Here is a 16,931-nt window from a genome sequence, read left to right as displayed (position 1 = left end):
ACCCGGGGCGTCAGGCTGTCAGCCTAGCTGCGCATGCAACTCCTGCACGGAATAAACCGGCAGGTTATCCAGGTACTTCATGCCCTCCACGGCCGCTTCGGCGCCGGCAATGGTGGTGTACGTCGTCACACGGGCCAGCAGCGCCGAGGTGCGGATCTGGCGCGAATCGGTAATCGCGTTGCGCCGCTCTTCCACCGTGTTAATGACCAGGGCGATTTCGTTGTTCTTGATCATGTCCACCACGTGCGGCCGGCCCTCGGTGACCTTGTTGACCACAGTGCAGGCGATACCCGCGGCCTGGATGGCGGCCGCAGTGCCTTTGGTGGCCACGATTTCAAACTTCAGGGCCGCCAGCTTGCGCGCGACTTCCACGGCACGCGGCTTGTCATTGTTCTTGACGGTGAGGAACACCTTGCCGGAGGTCGGCAGCTTGGTGCCCGCGCCGAGCTGGGACTTCACGAAGGCTTCGCCGAAAGTCTTGCCCACGCCCATGACTTCGCCGGTGGATTTCATCTCGGGGCCGAGAATCGTGTCCACGCCGGGGAACTTGACGAAGGGGAACACCGCTTCCTTGACACTGAAGTAAGGCGGTGTGACTTCGTCCTTGATGCCCTGCGAAGCCAGCGACTGGCCCACCATGCAACGTGCTGCCACTTTGGCCAGCTGGATTCCGGTGGCCTTGCTGACAAAGGGTACCGTGCGCGAGGCACGCGGGTTGACTTCCAGCACGTAGATGACGTCTTTGCCGTCAATGTTCTGGATCGCGAACTGCACGTTCATGAGACCCACCACCGTCAGTGCCTCGGCCATCGCGGCGGTCTGGCGCTTGATTTCGGTGACGGTTTCCGCGCTCAGGGAATATGGCGGCAAAGAGCACGCGGAGTCGCCGCTGTGCACGCCGGCCTGCTCGATGTGCTCCATCACGCCCCCGATGAAAGTGCGGCCTTCGGGGTCACGCAGGCAATCGACGTCGCACTCGATGGCGTCGTTCAGGAAGCGATCCAGCAGTACTGGCGAGTCATGGCTGACCTTGACAGCCTCGCGCATGTAGCGCTCAAGGTCACGCTGCTCGTGCACGATCTCCATGGCACGGCCGCCCAGGACATAACTGGGGCGCACAACCAGGGGGTAACCCAGCGCAGCGGCTTTTTCAAGCGCTTCGGGCTCGGTGCGCGCCGTGGCGTTGGGCGGCTGGCGCAGCTTCAACTCGTGCAGCAGCTTCTGGAAGCGCTCGCGGTCTTCCGCCGCGTCAATCATGTCGGGCGAAGTGCCGATGATGGGCACGCCGTTCGCTTCCAGATCCAGCGCCAGCTTCAAAGGCGTCTGGCCGCCGTACTGGACGATCACGCCCAACGGTTTTTCCTTGTCGACAATTTCGAGCACGTCTTCGAGCGTCAGCGGTTCGAAATAGAGGCGGTCCGAGGTGTCGTAGTCGGTCGAGACGGTTTCAGGGTTGCAGTTGACCATGATGGTCTCGTAGCCGTCTTCGCGCATGGCCAACGCCGCGTGCACGCAGCAGTAGTCAAACTCGATGCCCTGCCCGATGCGGTTGGGCCCGCCGCCGAGGACCATGATTTTTTTCTTGTCGGTCGGAGCGGCTTCGCACTCGCTGCCTTCGGCCTCATAGGTCGAATACATGTAGGCGGTGTTGGTGGCAAACTCGGCGGCACAGGTGTCCACGCGCTTGTAGACCGGACGCACGCCCAGCGCACGGCGCTTTTCGCGAATGGCCGTGTCGGTGGTCTTGAGCTGCTTGGCCAGTCGGCGGTCGGAGAAGCCTTTTTGCTTCAGCGCACGCAGCGTGACGGCGTCGATCTTGTCGAGCGAGGTGGTTTCGAGTTCAAGTTCTATCTTGACGATCTGCTCGATCTGCACGAGAAACCACGGGTCGATCTTGGTGAGCGCAAAGACTTCATCGACGCTCATGCCCAGCGCAAACGCGTCACCCACATACCAGATGCGGTCGGGGCCGGGCGCGCCGAGTTCTTTCTCAAGCACTTCACGGTCTTGCGTCTTCTCGTTCATGCCGTCGACGCCGACTTCCAGGCCGCGCAGCGCTTTCTGGAAGGACTCCTGGAAAGTGCGGCCCATGGCCATCACCTCACCCACAGACTTCATCTGCGTGGTCAGGCGCGAATCAGCAGCCGGGAATTTCTCGAACGCGAAACGCGGAATCTTCGTGACGACGTAGTCGATGCTGGGCTCGAAGCTCGCTGGGGTTGCGCCGCCCGTGATTTCGTTACGCAGCTCGTCGAGCGTGTAGCCCACCGCCAACTTGGCCGCGACCTTGGCAATCGGGAAACCCGTGGCCTTGGAGGCCAGCGCCGATGAGCGCGAGACGCGCGGGTTCATCTCGATCACGACCATACGGCCGTCGACCGGGTTGATGGAGAACTGCACGTTGGAACCACCGGTATCCACGCCGATTTCCCGCAGCACAGCCAGCGAGGCGTTACGCAGGATCTGGTATTCCTTGTCAGTCAGCGTCTGGGCCGGTGCCACGGTGATCGAGTCACCGGTGTGCACGCCCATCGGGTCCAGATTTTCAATGGAGCAGACGATGATACAGTTGTCGGCGGTGTCGCGCACGACTTCCATCTCGTACTCTTTCCAGCCGAGCAGCGATTCTTCAATCAGCAGCTCATTGGTGGGCGAAGCTTCGAGGCCGCGTTTGCAGATCACTTCGAATTCTTCGGAGTTGTAGGCGATGCCGCCGCCGGTGCCGCCCAGCGTGAAGCTTGGGCGGATCACGGTCGGGAAACCAACGGTTTTCTGGACTGCCCAGGCTTCATCCATGCTGTGCGCAATGCCGGAGCGGGCTGAGCCCAAACCGATCTTGGTCATCGCGTCCTTGAATTTCAGGCGGTCTTCGGCCTTGTCGATGGCTTCGGGCTTGGCGCCAATCAGCTCGACCTTGTACTTGTCGAGCACGCCGTTGTGCCAGAGGTCGAGCGCGCAGTTGAGCGCAGTCTGTCCGCCCATGGTCGGCAGGATGGCGTCAGGGCGTTCCTTGGCGATGATTTTTTCGACTGTCTGCCAGGTGATGGGCTCAATGTAGGTGACGTCGGCGGTCGCCGGGTCGGTCATGATCGTGGCGGGGTTGCTGTTGATCAGGATGACCTTGTAGCCCTCTTCGCGCAGCGCCTTGCAGGCCTGCACGCCGGAGTAGTCGAACTCGCAAGCCTGGCCGATGATGATGGGGCCGGCGCCGATGATGAGGACGGATTTGATGTCTGTACGTTTTGGCATTATTTGTTCCCTCCATGCTGTTCCATGAGGGCTGTGAAACGATCAAACAGATACGAAATATCGTGCGGGCCAGGCGAGGCTTCCGGGTGACCCTGAAAGCAAAACGCCGGCTTGTCGGTGCGGGCCAGGCCTTGCAACGTGCCGTCAAACAGGCTGATGTGCGTGGGCCGCAGGTTGGCGGGCAGGCTTTTTTCATCCACCGCAAAACCGTGGTTCTGGCTGGTGATGCTGACGCGGCCGTTGTCCAGGTCTTTCACCGGGTGGTTGGCACCGTGGTGGCCGAACTTCATCTTGAAGGTCTTCGCGCCGCTGGCCAGCGCCATGATCTGGTGGCCCAGGCAGATACCGAAAGTCGGGATGCCGGTCTCAATGAGTTCACGCACCGCCGCAATCGCGTAGTCACAAGGCTCAGGGTCGCCCGGGCCATTGGCCAGGAAGATGCCGTCGGGTTTGAGCTTGAGCACGTCGGCAGCTGGCGTTTGTGCCGGCACCACGGTGATGCGCGCACCGCGCTCGGCCATCATGCGCAGGATGTTTTTCTTCACGCCGAAGTCAAAAGCCACGACGTGGAATTTGGGCGTGATTTGCACGCCATAACCCGCGCCGAGTTTCCATTCGGTCTGCGTCCATTCGTAGGTTTGCTTGACCGAGACGACCTTGGCCAGGTCGAGCCCGGCCATGCTGGGGGCGCCGCGCGCGGCCGCAACGGCCTTTTCGATCGCGGGCTGACTGACTTCTTCGCCCGCAGGCAGTGCCAGGATGCAGCCGTTTTGCGCGCCCTTGGTGCGCAGGTGGCGTGTGAGCTGCCGGGTGTCTATGCCGGCGATGGCTACCGTGTTTTCCTTGACCAGGTATTCGGACAAGGTCATGGTCATGCGGAAATTCGAGGCCAGCAGCGGCAGGTCCTTGATGATCAGGCCGGCCGCGTGGACTTTTTCAGCTTCGACGTCTTCGGCATTGATGCCGTAGTTGCCGATGTGCGGGTACGTGAGGGTGACGATCTGCTGGCAGTAGCTCGGATCCGTGAGGATTTCCTGATAGCCGGTCATGGCGGTGTTGAACACCACCTCGCCGACTGTGGAGCCTGCGGCTCCAATGGAATTGCCGATAAAGACCGTGCCGTCTGCGAGCGCCAGTATGGCGTGTGGGGATTTTTCGCGTGATCCCTGTAGAGACAAAAGCACTGGGTTCTCCGGGTTGGTTACGGTTCGCCCAAGCGTGCACAAGAAACGTCTCAGGGAGACTCTTGCTGGCTGCCTTAGTTGGCTGCTTTTGTGAGGGTGTTTGCTTTGTCTGCGCTCGGGCGAAGCTGTGTTTTGAAAAGCCCTTGATTATAGCCTAGGGATGTGGCCCCCACGGTCGCTCACTTCGTGTAGCTCCCTGCCCCCCGAGGGGGCTGCCCGCCCTACGGCCCGGCAGAGCCGGTTCCGCGGCTCATGCTGGCTTGAAGATTCAGGGCGAATGCAGGGGAGTATTTCACCAGTGGGGGCCGCGGGTTCGGCTTTGCCAGCCCCAGGCGCCGCCCCCCGGAAGGGGGGAACGGGCTACACGCAGTGAGCCTGGACGGGGGTGGGTCTATATCTTCAGCGAACTTGCGTACAGGCAAATTGCGGCCGCGGCTGCCACATTAAGCGACTCCTCGCCCCCCGGCTGGTCGATGCGGATCTTGAGCGCCGCCCGGCTCATGAGGTCGTCGCTAACGCCCTGCCCTTCGTGGCCCATGGCCCATGCACACGGCACAGGCAACTTCTGCTGATGCAAAAAGCTGCCTTGGTGCGAGCTGGTGACAACGATGGGCACGGTCAATGCTGCCAGAGCCTCGGGCTCCAGGCCTTCCACCAGTTGCAGTGCAAAGTGGGCACCCATACCGGCACGCAGCACTTTGGGCGACCAGAGCGCCGCCGTACCCCTGAGGGCAAGAACCTGGCCAAAGCCAAAGGCCGCTGCGCTGCGCAGGATGGAGCCCACGTTGCCGGCATCCTGCACACGGTCCAGGATGACCGAGGCTGCATGGGGTTGCGGGCTGGCGGGCGCCGGCAAATCCAGCACAAAACCCATGCGAGCGGGTGACTCCAGGCCGCTGATTTCCGGCAGCAGTGCATCGGAAATTACTATGTTTTTGATAGCTGCTTGCGCCCATTCAGATTGGCTTGCAGACCAAAATGATTCACAAAAAACGGCGATGGCAGGCTGCAGGCCGCGCGCCAGCGCTGCACGGCATAAATGGTCCCCCTCCAGCCAGACGCGCCCCTGTTTGCGGTACGCGGTGCTGTCCTGCGAGAGCTTGCGCAGGTCCTTGATCAGAGGGTTGTCGCGCGAAGTGATGTACGTGGCGGAGCCGGAGGATCCGGAGAAGCCGGAACTCACCGCAAGACCTCAGCCACCGGCGCAAAGGACCTGCGATGCTGGGGACAGGCGCCGTGTTCGCGCAACGCAGCCAGATGTTCGGCCGTGCCGTACCCTTTATGGTCGGCAAACCCGTACTGGGGATACTCAAGATGGAACTCCGCGCACCAACGGTCGCGGTAAACCTTGGCCAGAATCGACGCTGCGGAAATCGAAGGCACCAGCGCGTCACCACCCACAATGGCCTCGGACAGGATCACCAGTGTTGGCAGCCGGTTGCCGTCGACCAGCACCTTGTTGGGCTTGAGGCGCAGGCCTTCCACCGCGCGCCGCATGGCCAGTAAAGTAGCCTGCAGGATGTTGATGCTGTCGATCTCCTCGGCGGTTGCCAGCGCAATCGAGCAGCACAGTGCCTTGGCGCGGATTTCGTCATAGAGTTTTTCGCGGCGCAAGGCCGTGAGCTTCTTGGAGTCGGCCAGCCCCTGAATGGGATTGAGCTCATCAAGAATGACGGCGGCCGCGACCACCGGGCCCATCAATGGTCCCCGGCCAGCTTCGTCCACGCCAGCCACAAGGCCAGGCGTATCCCATGACAAGGGTGTTTGCTCAGCTTTCAAGAATTTGCTGGATCGCATCTGTCGCCAGTTTTGAAGTGTCCCGCTGCAGTTCCGCATGCAGCGCGGTAAATCGTTGTTCTACAGCCGCTATTTTGTCAGGTGCCGAAGACTTTGCGTCAACCCATTTCAGCACTTCCGCTGCCAGCGCCTCAGGCGTGGCCGCGTCCTGCAGCAGCTCCGGAACGACAAACTCCCGGCAGAGGATATTGGGCAGGCCCACCCATGGCTGCAATTTCTTGCGCCGCATGATTTGCCATGACAGCCAGTTCATGTTGTAGGCGATCACCATGGGCCGCTTGAAAAGCGCCGCCTCCAGCGTGGCGGTGCCACTCGCTATCAGCGTTACATCACATGCCGCCAGCGCGCTGTGGGACTGGCCCTCGATGATCTGCAGATGGGGTTTCATTCCTTCCACGTCCGCATGGCGCTCAATCACGCCCTTCAGCGCGGGAATGGCCGGCACTATAAATTTGATAGCTGGTTGCGCATGTTGAATAAGGGCTGCAGCCTTAAAGAATCGTTGCGCGAGGTACTGGATTTCGGATTTCCGGCTGCCGGGAAGAATGGCCACCACGGTGTCTTCATCCTGCAAACCCAGCTTGCGCCGGGCCGCTGCGCGGTCAGGCTGCAGGGGAATGACATTGGCCAGCGGGTGACCCACATAGGTCGCGGCAATGCCATGAGCAGCCAGCAGCGCAGGCTCAAAAGGAAAGATGCACAGCACGTGGTCCACACTGCGCCGTATCTTTTCAACACGGTCGGCACGCCAGGCCCAGATGGCGGGGCTGACAAAATGCACGGTCTTGATGCCTTGAACCTTGAGCGCCGCCTCCAGGTCAAGATTGAAGTCGGGTGCATCAATGCCAAGGAAAAGGTCTGGGCGCTGATCCAGCAGGCGTTGCTTCAGTTGTTCGCGTATGCCGACGATCTCGCGGTAATGCCGCAATACCTCAACATACCCGCGTACCGCCAGCTTTTCACTGGGCCACCAGGCGTTAAAACCGCGGCTTGCCATCTGTGAGCCGCCGATACCGTTTGACGTCAGTGCCGGCCAGCGGGCCTTGAAACCATCGAGCAGCAGGCCGGCGAGCAAATCTCCAGAGGTTTCGCCCGCGACCATCGCCACGCAAGGGGAACGGGCTCTCAGGGAGTCCGCAACGGGGAGGCCTGCCTCTCTACGGGCTGGCAGAGGGCTTGGCTCCATCAACGACATAGGTCTTACCGGACAATGCCGCGCTGCGGCGAGGTTTGTTCCAGAAATGAAAGCATCATCTGCACATCAGGCGCGGCATCCGGGTACTTTTCCGTCAGAGCGGCAATGCGCTCGCGCGATACATCCAGGGTCAGGTCGTCACGGTACAGCGCTTTGTGCATGGCCTTGACAGCGGAAATTCGCTCCGGTGAAAAGCCCCGTCGCCGCAGCCCTTCAAAATTCATGGAGCGCGCCTCGGCCGGTTGTCCCTGCGCCATGACAAAAGGCGGTAAATCGGCAAACAGCAGCGAGCACATGGCGGTGAAGCTGTGGGCACCGATTTTCACGAACTGGTGCGCGACGGTGAAGCCGCCCAGAATCACCCAGTCGCCGACATGCACATGGCCACCCAGTTGGGTGTTGTTGGCAAAAATGGTGTTGTTGCCCACCACGCAGTCGTGCGCCAGATGCACATAGGCCATGAGCCAGTTGTCATCCCCCACACGGGTCACGCCAGTGTCGCCCGGCGAGCCGATGTTGAAGGTGCAGAACTCGCGAATGGTGTTGCGGTGGCCGATCACCAGTTCACAAGGTTCACCCGCATACTTTTTATCCTGCGGAATTGCACCCAGTGAATTGAACTGGAAAATCCGGTTGTCACGGCCTATGGTGGTGTGTCCTTCGATCACGCAGTGGGCACCCACGGTGGTGCCGGCACCAATCTTCACGTGCGGACCAATGACCGTATAGGGACCGACGCTCACCGACTCATGGAGCTGGGCTTGCGGATCAATAAGTGCAGTGGAATGTATAGCCGTCATGACGAAATCAACTGTTCAGCGAATAGGTCGGCCAAAAGCCGTATGGGCAAGTCCCCCTTCACACCGGGGCCGCGGGACTGGCTCCGCCAGACCGCAGGCGCAGCAGCCCTCTCGGGGGGCAGCGAATTACGCGAAGCGAAAAGCGTGGGGGCCATTCACGCGATCGTGCGCATGGTGCACATCAATTCGGCTTCGCAGGCAATGGTCTCACCTACCCTGGTGACCCCTTTAAATTTAAAAATGCCGGCCTTCATGCGGTCCAGTGTGACGTCCATGATCAGCTGGTCGCCAGGTTCAACGGGGCGCTTGAAGCGTGCACCGTCGATGCCGGCGAAGTAATAGACCGTCTTGTCGTCGGGCGTGACGCCCAGCGTCGCAAAGGCCAGCAGCGCGGCCGCCTGCGCCATGGCTTCCAGTATCAATACCCCCGGCATCACCGGGTGATGGGGAAAGTGCCCCATAAAAAAGGGCTCGTTGATCGTGACGTTTTTGAGCGCCTTGATGCGTTTGCCTTTTTCGATTTCCAGCACCCGGTCCACCAGCAGGATGGGATAACGATGCGGCAGCTGTTTGAGAATTTGGTGGATATCCATCATGATTTTTCTTGAGTGTGTCCTGAGTGCAGGATGGCTTTTTCGACCTCCCTGAGACGCTCACGAAGCGTATGAAGCTGCTTGAGCGTAGCGGCATTTTTTTCCCAGACAGCATTGTCGTCGATGGGAAAGAGCCCGGTGTAATGCCCGGGCTTCAAAATGGATCGGGTTACCACCGATGCAGCCGAGACATGCACACCATCGGCGAGCGTCAGGTGGCCCAGCACAATGGCGCCGCCCCCCACCGTGCAATGCGCACCAATCGTGGCGCTGCCCGCGACGCCGGCACAGCCGGCCATGGCGGTATGTTTGCCAACCCGGACGTTGTGGCCGATCTGGACCAGGTTATCGAGCTTCACACCGTCTTCCAGCACCGTATCCTGCAGCGCACCGCGGTCAATGCAGGTGTTGGCACCGATCTCGACATCATTGCCGATCTGCACACCACCAAGTTGCTCGATCTTCACCCACTGTCCCTGGTGCGACGCAAAGCCAAAACCATCAGCGCCGATCACCGCGCCGGAGTGCACGATACAGCGCTCCCCCACGCGGCAGCCGTCGGCCACGGTCACGCGCGCCGACAACCGGGTGTTCGCACCGATTTGCACATGCCGCCCGACGACGCAATGCTCCGCAATCCGCGCATCCGTGCCAATCACCGCGCCTTGGCCAATGCAGGCAAATGCACCGATCGAAACGCCGGACGCCACAGTGGCAGAGGGATCGATATAGGCACTGGGATGAATGTGCGGAACCACCTGCGGGGAATGCCACCGCTTCCAGAGTTGAGTGACCAACGCAAAAGCGTGGTAGGGATCGTCTGTCACGATGCAGGCGCCACGCTTGACTGCGGCCTCGCGCGCGGCGGGCGCCACAATGACGCAGACAGCCTCGGACTGCGCGAGCTTGGACAAGTATTTGGGGTGGCTGAGGAAACTCAGGTCCGCTGGACCGGCAGCCTCCAACGTAGAGAGCCGCTCTATCTGCAGGCCGGGGTCGCCGACCAGTTCGACCTGTACTGCACCGGCCAGGGATTCAACGATATCGGCAAGACGGAGTGTCACACTGCGCCTGCCATTTTCACGATGGTGATCGTGGTGAACACCCCGCAATCAACGGGCAGCGTTCAACGCCTTGATCACCTTGTCGGTGATGTCATGCTTGGGATTGACATAGACCGATTCCTGGAGAATCAGGTCGTACTTTTCCGTCTCAGCCAGCGTCTTCACAACCTTGTTCGCACGTTCGATGACCTGCTGGAGTTCTTCATTCTTGCGGGTGTTCAGGTCTTCCTGGAATTCACGGCGCTTGCGCTGGAAGTCCCGATCCTGGTCAACAAGCTGCTTTTGCCGTGAAACGCGCTGACTCTCCGCAAGCGTCGGGGCTTCACGCTCAAATTTGTCGGAGAGTGTTTTCAGCTGGGTCGCCAGATCGTTCAGCTCTTTTTCACGCTTGCTGAATTCCTGCTCAAGTTTGGTCTGGGCGGCTTTCGCGGAATTGGCCTCCCGGAAAATCCGGTCCAGATTGACAATCCCGACCTTGAACTCCTGCGCACTTGCGGAGAACCCCGCCAGTGCAATGGCAACGCCCAGGAAAATTTTGATTGAAAAATGCTTCATTAGAAAGATGTACCAATTTGGAATTGCAACCGCTCTATTCTATCGCCTGGCATTTTGCGCAGCGGCGTCGCAATAGCGATGCGCAAGGGACCCACTGGGGAAATCCAGCTGATACCAATACCTGTGGAAGCCCGCAAGTCATTTACCCGAAAACGCTCATTTTCACCAAAAACATTGCCTGCGTCCACAAACCCATAGAGGCGCAGGGTACGGTCATTGCCTGCACCAGGAAACGGCGCAATGAGTTCGGCATTGAGGGTGAGCTTCTTCGGTCCACCGATGGCAAGATCAGACGCATCGCGCGGGCCCAGTGAGCCTTGCTCAAATCCACGCACAGAACCCAGGCCGCCCGAATAGTAATTCTTGAAGAGCGGATAAGGCTGGCCATTCAGGCCTTTGCCCCAGCCAAACTCGCCGTTAAGCGCGATCGTGAACTGCTTGTTGAGCGGAATGTATTTCTGGGCCTGGTAGTTCGCTCGCACGAATTTGATGTCGCCAGCGACACCCCAGTCACCGTAAACCCGTTGATAGAGGCCCGACGTAGGCACCAGCGCGCTGTCGCGGCTGTCGCGCGACCAACCCACTGTCAACGGAATCGAGTTGCTTTTGTAGCCAAACTGGTTCGCATAGTTCAGATAACTAACCGGCAGATTGGTGCCCGGCACAATCGTCAACTGCTCGTAACCGCTGCCAAAATAAACGGTGTCATTCTCGGTAAACGGAACACCGAAACGAATACTTGCGCCCCGCGTTTTCAGGCTGTAGTCACCACCTTGGCCCGAGGTAGGCTTCGACGTGCGGTCATAGACATCAATGGTGCGCGAAATACCATCGGCCGTGAAATATGGGTCAATAGTGCTGAGCACGATCTGGCGGTTGGACTTGCTGGTGTTGACTTCAACACCCAGGTAATTGCCCGAGCCAAAAACGTTTTCCTGCTTGATACCGAATACCAGTGAGAGGCTGTCCGCGCTGGAATACCCCGCACCAAGCTGCAAATTACCGGTTGGCTTTTCAACCACATTGACCGTAATGTCGACCTGGTCGTTTGTACCGGTCACTTCCTGCGTTTCTACATTCACATCGGTAAAGAAACCCAGACGGTCGACACGGTCGCGGGAAAGCCGGATTTTGTCGCCGTCGTACCAGGACGACTCAAACTGGCGGAACTCGCGACGCACGACTTCATCGCGCGTGCGATTGTTTCCGGCCACGTTGATGCGCCGAACATAAGCACGGCGGGATGGTTCTGCCTGAAGCACAAATGCCACGCGGTTATTGACACGGTCAATTTCCGGCACCGCTTCGACGCGGGCAAAAGCGTAGCCAAAAGTACCGAAATAGTCGCTGAACGCCTTGGTCGTTTCAGCGACCTCGTCCGCGTTGTAGGCCTCACCAGGCGTGATTTTCACGAGTGTCTTGAACTCTTCTTCCTTGTTCAGGTAGTTGCCTTCAAGCTTGACACCCGAAACAACAAAACGCTCGCCCTCGGTCACGTTGACGGTGATGGCAATGCTTTGTTTGTCCGGGGAAATCGCAACCTGGGTAGAGTCGATTTTGAATTCGAGGTAGCCCCGCGAAAGGTAGTAGGAGCGCAGCGTTTCAATGTCGGCGTTGAGCTTGGTGCGCGAATAGCGATCCGACTTGGTGTACCAGCTGAGCCAGCCACCTGTATCAAGGTCAAAGAGGCTCAGGAGGGTTGACTCGCTGAACGCCTTGTTGCCTGTAATGTGGATTTCCTTGATCTTCGCGACATCGCCTTCGGTCACACTGAAAGTCAGGTTGACCCGATTGCGTTCGATCGGCGTGACGGTGGTGACAATTTCAACGCCGTACAGGCTCTTGTTGATGTACTGGCGCTTGAGCTCCTGCTCCGCCTTGTCGGCGAGCGCCTTGTCGAACGGCTGGCCGTCCGCAACACCGGCCTCGCGGAGTGCTTTCTTGAGCGCGTCCTTGTCGAACTCCTTGGCACCCACAAAGTCCACGTCAGCGACGGTGGGACGCTCTTCAACGATCACCACCAATACGTCGCCACTGACTTCAAGTCTCACGTCCTTGAACAGGCCCAGCCCAAACAGCGCACGAATGGCGGTGGAACCCTTGTCGTCGTTATAGGTTTCGCCGACCCGAAAGGGCAAGGAGGCAAAAATGGTTCCGGGCTCAACGCGCTGCAAGCCTTCAACCCGGATATCACGCACCGTGAAAGGGTCAACGGCCCAAGCCGAACTGGCTGCAAAAAGACCGGCGGCGATAGCGCAAACTGCACGAACTTTGAAGCGATTTATTTGTTTTTGCATGAAATGTAAGGAATTAGCCCAAAAGCCGGGTGACATCGTTAAACAGGGCAACGCACATCATGCCCAGCAGGATAGCAACGCCACCGCGCTGCAACCGGTCCATCCAGGCGTCAGACACGCCCCGGCCGGTGATCCCCTCCCAAAGATAATACATCAGGTGCCCCCCATCCAGAACCGGCAGCGGCAGTAAATTCAGGACGCCAAGGCTCACGCTGATAAGGGCCAAAAATAGCAGATAACTGCTCCACCCAAGGCTGGCCGACTTCCCCGCATAGTCCGCAATCGTGAGCGGGCCACTCAGGTTTTTAAGCGACGCCTCGCCTATGACCATTTTCCCCATCATCTTCAGTGTGAGCAGCGAAACCTGCCAGGTACGTACGGCACCTTGCCACAAGCCATCGACAGGGCCGTAACGCACCGTGACAAACTCGGGAGGGGCTCCCACATAGGCCTCAATCCGGGGCACCATCACCCCGTTCACTGCCTTGAGTTCAGGCGTCACTTGCAGCGCCAGGGATGCGCCAGCACGGCTGATTTGCCATGTCTGCGGGACAACGGCAGCACCCGTTCCGGTCGAGCGGGCAGAGGTACGTATCACCTCGCGCAGCTGTTGCCCATCCACAATCGCTGTCTCGCCAATGCGAAGCACGAGATCATCGGCACGCAGGCCGGATTTTTCTGCGGCGCCCCCGGGCATGACAGTGCCAATCACCGGACGGGTCCAGGGGCCGAGAATGCCAATTTTCCTGAACAGATCGGCATCTGCTTCGGGTGCACCCAGCGTACTGAGCAGCAACCGCACAGTCTGCCCTGACGCTGCGCCATCGCTGCCAAGCACCAAGGTGAGGTCGCGACCATCCAGTGCACCTTGAGTGAGCCTCCAGCGCAAGTCTTCAAAAGAATGAACGACCTCCAGGTCGCCGCCTTCAAAAGCCGCCTGCTGAACCATTTCCCCGCCACCCAGGCCAGCCTTTTCGGCAAGCGATCCTGCTACCGGGCTGGCCAAAATGGCTTTGGGCTCCTGCAAGCCAGTCCAGTTGACCACGGCATACAGCACTATGGCCAGCAGCAAATTGGCGGCCGGGCCGGCGGCCACCACGGCAACCCGCGATTTCAGCGGCTGGGTATTAAAAGCCAGATGACGCTCGGATAGATCCACCGGGGCCTCGCGCTCATCCAGCATCTTGACGTAGCCGCCCAGGGGCAGCATGCCGATGGAAAACTCTGTCGACTTGTTTTTGAGCTTCCAGGTGTAAATAGGTTTGCCGAATCCGATGGAAAATTTCAGGACCTTGATGCCACACGCCACTGCGACGCGGTAATGGCCGTATTCGTGCACGGCAATCAGGATACCGAGAGTCACAACGAAAGAAACCAGTGTCAGCATCTCAGGACTCCAGACCTTGGGTGATTTGAGTGGCAACGCGGCGGGCCTGCTCATCCAGCGCCAGCAAGCCTTCTATGTCGTCCACCTGAGAGACTGCCGCGGCCTCCAAAGTTGCATGATTTACATGGTGAATATGGTCGAAGCGGATGCGCCGGTCCAAAAACGCCGCCACAGCAACCTCATTGGCTGCGTTCAGCACCACGCAAGTGCCCGGCGGCGCACGCAAACTCTCCCAGGCCAAAGGCAGGCAGGGAAAGCGCTGAAAGTCCGGGACCTCGAATGTCATGGCGGCCATGCGGGCGAAGTCCAGGCGCGCCGTGCCGCTTTCGATCCGCTCCGGCCAGGACAGGCCATAGGCAATCGGCACCCGCATATCGGGCGTACCCAGCTGGGCCATCACCGATGCGTCATGGAACTGCACCATCGAATGGATGATTTGCTGCGGATGGATCACCACCTCGATCTGCTCCGGCACGACACCAAACAGGTACTTGGCCTCGATCACCTCCAAAGCCTTGTTCATCATCGTGGCCGAATCCACCGAAATCTTGCGGCCCATGGAAAAATTAGGGTGCGCGCAGGCCTGCTCGGGCGTTACGTCGCGCAAAGTTGCTGGATCACGGGCGCGAAAAGGACCGCCCGACGAGGTCAGCATGATTTTTTCGATGCGCCGGGGCCACACCGCCGGGTCTTCGGGCAACGACTGGAAAATGGCCGAATGCTCACTGTCAATAGGCAGCAACCGGGCCCCCCCTTCACGAACCGCCCGCATAAACACTTCGCCGCCGACGACGAGGGCCTCCTTGTTGGCGAGCAGCAAGCGCTTGCCCGCCTTTGCGGCCGCCATGCACGGACCCAACCCGGCAGCGCCCACAATAGCGGCCATCACGGTATCCACCAACTCGTGCGACGCTATCATTTCGAGAGCATCTTGCGCCCATAGAACCTGCACCGGTAGCTGATTTGTCTTGATCTTCTCGGCCAGCAAACGGGCATGGCGCTCACTGGCCATAACCGCGTATTGGGGTTTGAACTGGGCGCACTGCGCCAGCATCAAGTCCGTTTGGGTTGCCGCGCTGAGGGCAAACACCTCAAAGCGCTCAGGATGGCGGGCGATGACATCAAGCGTGTTGACACCAATGGACCCCGTGGAGCCCAAAACGGTCACACGCTGCTTTTCAAAGGACATACGGGAGCAAAGCCTAAAGGGTAACCAGCATCATCGCCAGGGGCAGCGTGGGCAATAGCGCGTCGACCCGGTCGAGCACGCCGCCGTGGCCCGGCAACAGGCCGCTGGAGTCTTTAACCCCGGCACTGCGCTTGATAAGAGACTCGACCAGATCGCCAACCACACTCATGGCGGCCAGGAAAATAACCGCCAGCAGCATGACGGCCATGCCGTGATGATCAGCCAGCCGGCTGTAAAGCGTGGCGTCAGCCCAGAAGCCACCGCCAATGCCCGCACGGCCCAGCCAGACCCAGGCCAGCGACAGCGCCACCACACCGGCCATGCCGCCCCACACGCCCTCCCAGCTTTTACCAGGACTGATCGAAGGAGCCAGCTTGCCCTTGCTGAACCGGCCTCCCAGGGCACGGCCTGCAAAATAGGCAAAGATATCGGCCACCCAGACCAGCAGCAGAACGGACAGCAAAAAGTCAATGCCCGCCACACGAGCCTGGGCCACAGCCAGCCATGCAACCAACAACGCAGCCAGCCCCCCCGGAAGGCGAATTACTTTGGGTACACGCGGCCAGCCCGCCACACCATTGCGCAACAACCAGCCACCGGCAAGCACCCAAGCGGCACCTGCAGCAGCCCAAAGAAGCGGCAGGGGCTTTGCGAGCAGGCCAACGTACCATGCCAGCGCGCACAGCCCGACACAAACGGCGGCGAGCCCCAGTGAGACCCCCTGCCCGAGTGCGTTCAGCCGGCCCCACTCCCAGGCACCCGCAGCAATCAGCAGCAGCGCGACGGCACAAAAGGGCTCTGGCGTCTTGTAGAAAAGGGCTGGCAGCAAAATAGCCAGAAGGACAATCGCTGTGATCACGCGCTGTTTAAGCATCAGGCAGCCTTTGTATTTTCATTGGTACTGCGGCCACTGACCTGGGCGGAGGTCTTGCCGAAGCGTCGTTCGCGAGTCCGAAAGACGGCTATCGCCTCGTCCAGCGCCGCCTCGTCAAATTCAGGCCACAACTTGTCGGAGAAATGCAGCTCTGAATAAGCTGCCTGCCACAGCAAAAAATTACTGATCCGCAACTCACCGCCTGTGCGAATCAGCAGATCCGGGTCCGGCACGTGCGCCAGCGCCATCTCCCTGTCCAGCGACAGCTCGGTAATGGCTTCACCGCGGCTGGCCAATCTGTTGGCAGCCTGGGCAATATCCCAGCGACCACCGTAGTTGAAGCACACATTAAAAACCAGCCGCTGGTTGGTCGAGGTGTCGAGCTCAGCTTGCGCCAGCCCTGCCTGGACTTTCTCGGAAAGCCGCAGGCGGTCTCCGACAAAACGCAGTTGCACGCCGTTGGCATTCAGGCTGGGGACTTCCTTGGAAAGAGAATAGGCAAGCAACTCCATCAGCCCGGACACCTCTTCTGCCGGCCGGTTCCAGTTCTCCGAAGAAAAAGCGAAAACCGTGAGGACGCCGATGCCGCGGTCCAGGCATGCGCGAACGCAGCGGCTGAGCGAATCAACGCCCTGCTTGTGGCCCGCAATGCGGGGTAAAAACCGTTTGGTCGCCCACCGGCCATTGCCATCCATAACGATGGCAACGTGGTGCGGGACTATGGGATGGGTGGTGGCCATGGTGAAT

Annotated in this window: 14 protein-coding genes; all 14 read right to left on the bottom strand. The window is 59.8% G+C overall.

Translation table 11 applies throughout. The annotated features are described in order from the left end of the window. Positions 1-18 precede the first annotated feature (18 nt). Positions 19-3,249 carry a carbamoyl-phosphate synthase large subunit gene (gene carB, locus AC1DZE_RS08580; protein ID WP_477685610.1) on the bottom strand — a complete coding sequence of 1,077 codons (3,231 nt, stop codon included), beginning with the start codon at positions 3,247-3,249 and terminating at the stop codon, positions 19-21. After that, positions 3,249-4,433, bottom strand: a complete 1,185-nt coding sequence (gene carA / locus AC1DZE_RS08575) for a glutamine-hydrolyzing carbamoyl-phosphate synthase small subunit (protein ID WP_477669262.1) — start codon at positions 4,431-4,433, stop codon at positions 3,249-3,251. Before carA ends, carB begins: the two co-directional genes overlap by 1 nt. A gap of 391 nt (positions 4,434-4,824) precedes the next feature. Next, on the bottom strand, positions 4,825-5,616 hold the full coding sequence (locus AC1DZE_RS08570) for a TrmH family RNA methyltransferase (protein ID WP_477669261.1): 792 nt from the start codon (positions 5,614-5,616) through the stop codon (positions 4,825-4,827). Continuing rightward, positions 5,613-6,230, bottom strand: coding sequence for a ribonuclease HII (gene rnhB, locus AC1DZE_RS08565; RefSeq protein WP_477669260.1), 618 nt, complete (start codon positions 6,228-6,230; stop codon positions 5,613-5,615). The genes AC1DZE_RS08570 and rnhB overlap by 4 nt, the downstream gene beginning before the upstream one ends. Next, the gene (lpxB, locus tag AC1DZE_RS08560) at positions 6,202-7,338 is read right to left on the bottom strand and encodes a lipid-A-disaccharide synthase (protein ID WP_477669259.1); all 1,137 of its coding nucleotides are present in this window, start codon (positions 7,336-7,338) and stop codon (positions 6,202-6,204) included. The genes rnhB and lpxB overlap by 29 nt, the downstream gene beginning before the upstream one ends. A gap of 92 nt (positions 7,339-7,430) precedes the next feature. Beyond that, on the bottom strand, positions 7,431-8,225 hold the full coding sequence (gene lpxA, locus AC1DZE_RS08555; RefSeq protein WP_477669258.1) for an acyl-ACP--UDP-N-acetylglucosamine O-acyltransferase: 795 nt from the start codon (positions 8,223-8,225) through the stop codon (positions 7,431-7,433). A 155-nt stretch (positions 8,226-8,380) separates the two neighbouring features. After that, positions 8,381-8,821: a 3-hydroxyacyl-ACP dehydratase FabZ gene (gene fabZ, locus AC1DZE_RS08550; protein WP_477669257.1), complete on the bottom strand. Its 441-nt coding sequence runs from the start codon at positions 8,819-8,821 to the stop codon at positions 8,381-8,383. Continuing rightward, positions 8,818-9,882, bottom strand: coding sequence for a UDP-3-O-(3-hydroxymyristoyl)glucosamine N-acyltransferase (lpxD, locus tag AC1DZE_RS08545; protein WP_477669256.1), 1,065 nt, complete (start codon positions 9,880-9,882; stop codon positions 8,818-8,820). Before lpxD ends, fabZ begins: the two co-directional genes overlap by 4 nt. Before the next feature lie 48 nt (positions 9,883-9,930). Further along, complete coding sequence (locus AC1DZE_RS08540) at positions 9,931-10,437, bottom strand: OmpH/Skp family outer membrane protein (RefSeq protein ID WP_477669255.1); 507 nt, start codon at positions 10,435-10,437, stop codon at positions 9,931-9,933. Next, complete coding sequence (bamA, locus tag AC1DZE_RS08535) at positions 10,437-12,734, bottom strand: outer membrane protein assembly factor BamA (RefSeq protein ID WP_477698992.1); 2,298 nt, start codon at positions 12,732-12,734, stop codon at positions 10,437-10,439. Before bamA ends, AC1DZE_RS08540 begins: the two co-directional genes overlap by 1 nt. Before the next feature lie 13 nt (positions 12,735-12,747). Next, the gene (gene rseP / locus AC1DZE_RS08530) at positions 12,748-14,121 is read right to left on the bottom strand and encodes an RIP metalloprotease RseP (protein WP_477699949.1); all 1,374 of its coding nucleotides are present in this window, start codon (positions 14,119-14,121) and stop codon (positions 12,748-12,750) included. A 1-nt stretch (position 14,122) separates the two neighbouring features. Further along, on the bottom strand, positions 14,123-15,310 hold the full coding sequence (ispC, locus tag AC1DZE_RS08525; protein ID WP_477672148.1) for a 1-deoxy-D-xylulose-5-phosphate reductoisomerase: 1,188 nt from the start codon (positions 15,308-15,310) through the stop codon (positions 14,123-14,125). A gap of 13 nt (positions 15,311-15,323) precedes the next feature. Further along, complete coding sequence (locus AC1DZE_RS08520; protein ID WP_477669251.1) at positions 15,324-16,184, bottom strand: phosphatidate cytidylyltransferase; 861 nt, start codon at positions 16,182-16,184, stop codon at positions 15,324-15,326. Beyond that, on the bottom strand, positions 16,184-16,924 hold the full coding sequence (gene uppS, locus AC1DZE_RS08515) for a polyprenyl diphosphate synthase (protein ID WP_477669250.1): 741 nt from the start codon (positions 16,922-16,924) through the stop codon (positions 16,184-16,186). Before uppS ends, AC1DZE_RS08520 begins: the two co-directional genes overlap by 1 nt. Positions 16,925-16,931 lie beyond the last annotated feature (7 nt).

This window comes from Polaromonas sp. P1_F1 (genome assembly GCF_056405795.1).
The sequence above is the reverse complement of the archived record's forward strand: the minus strand, read 5'-3'. Positions and strand labels throughout refer to the sequence as shown.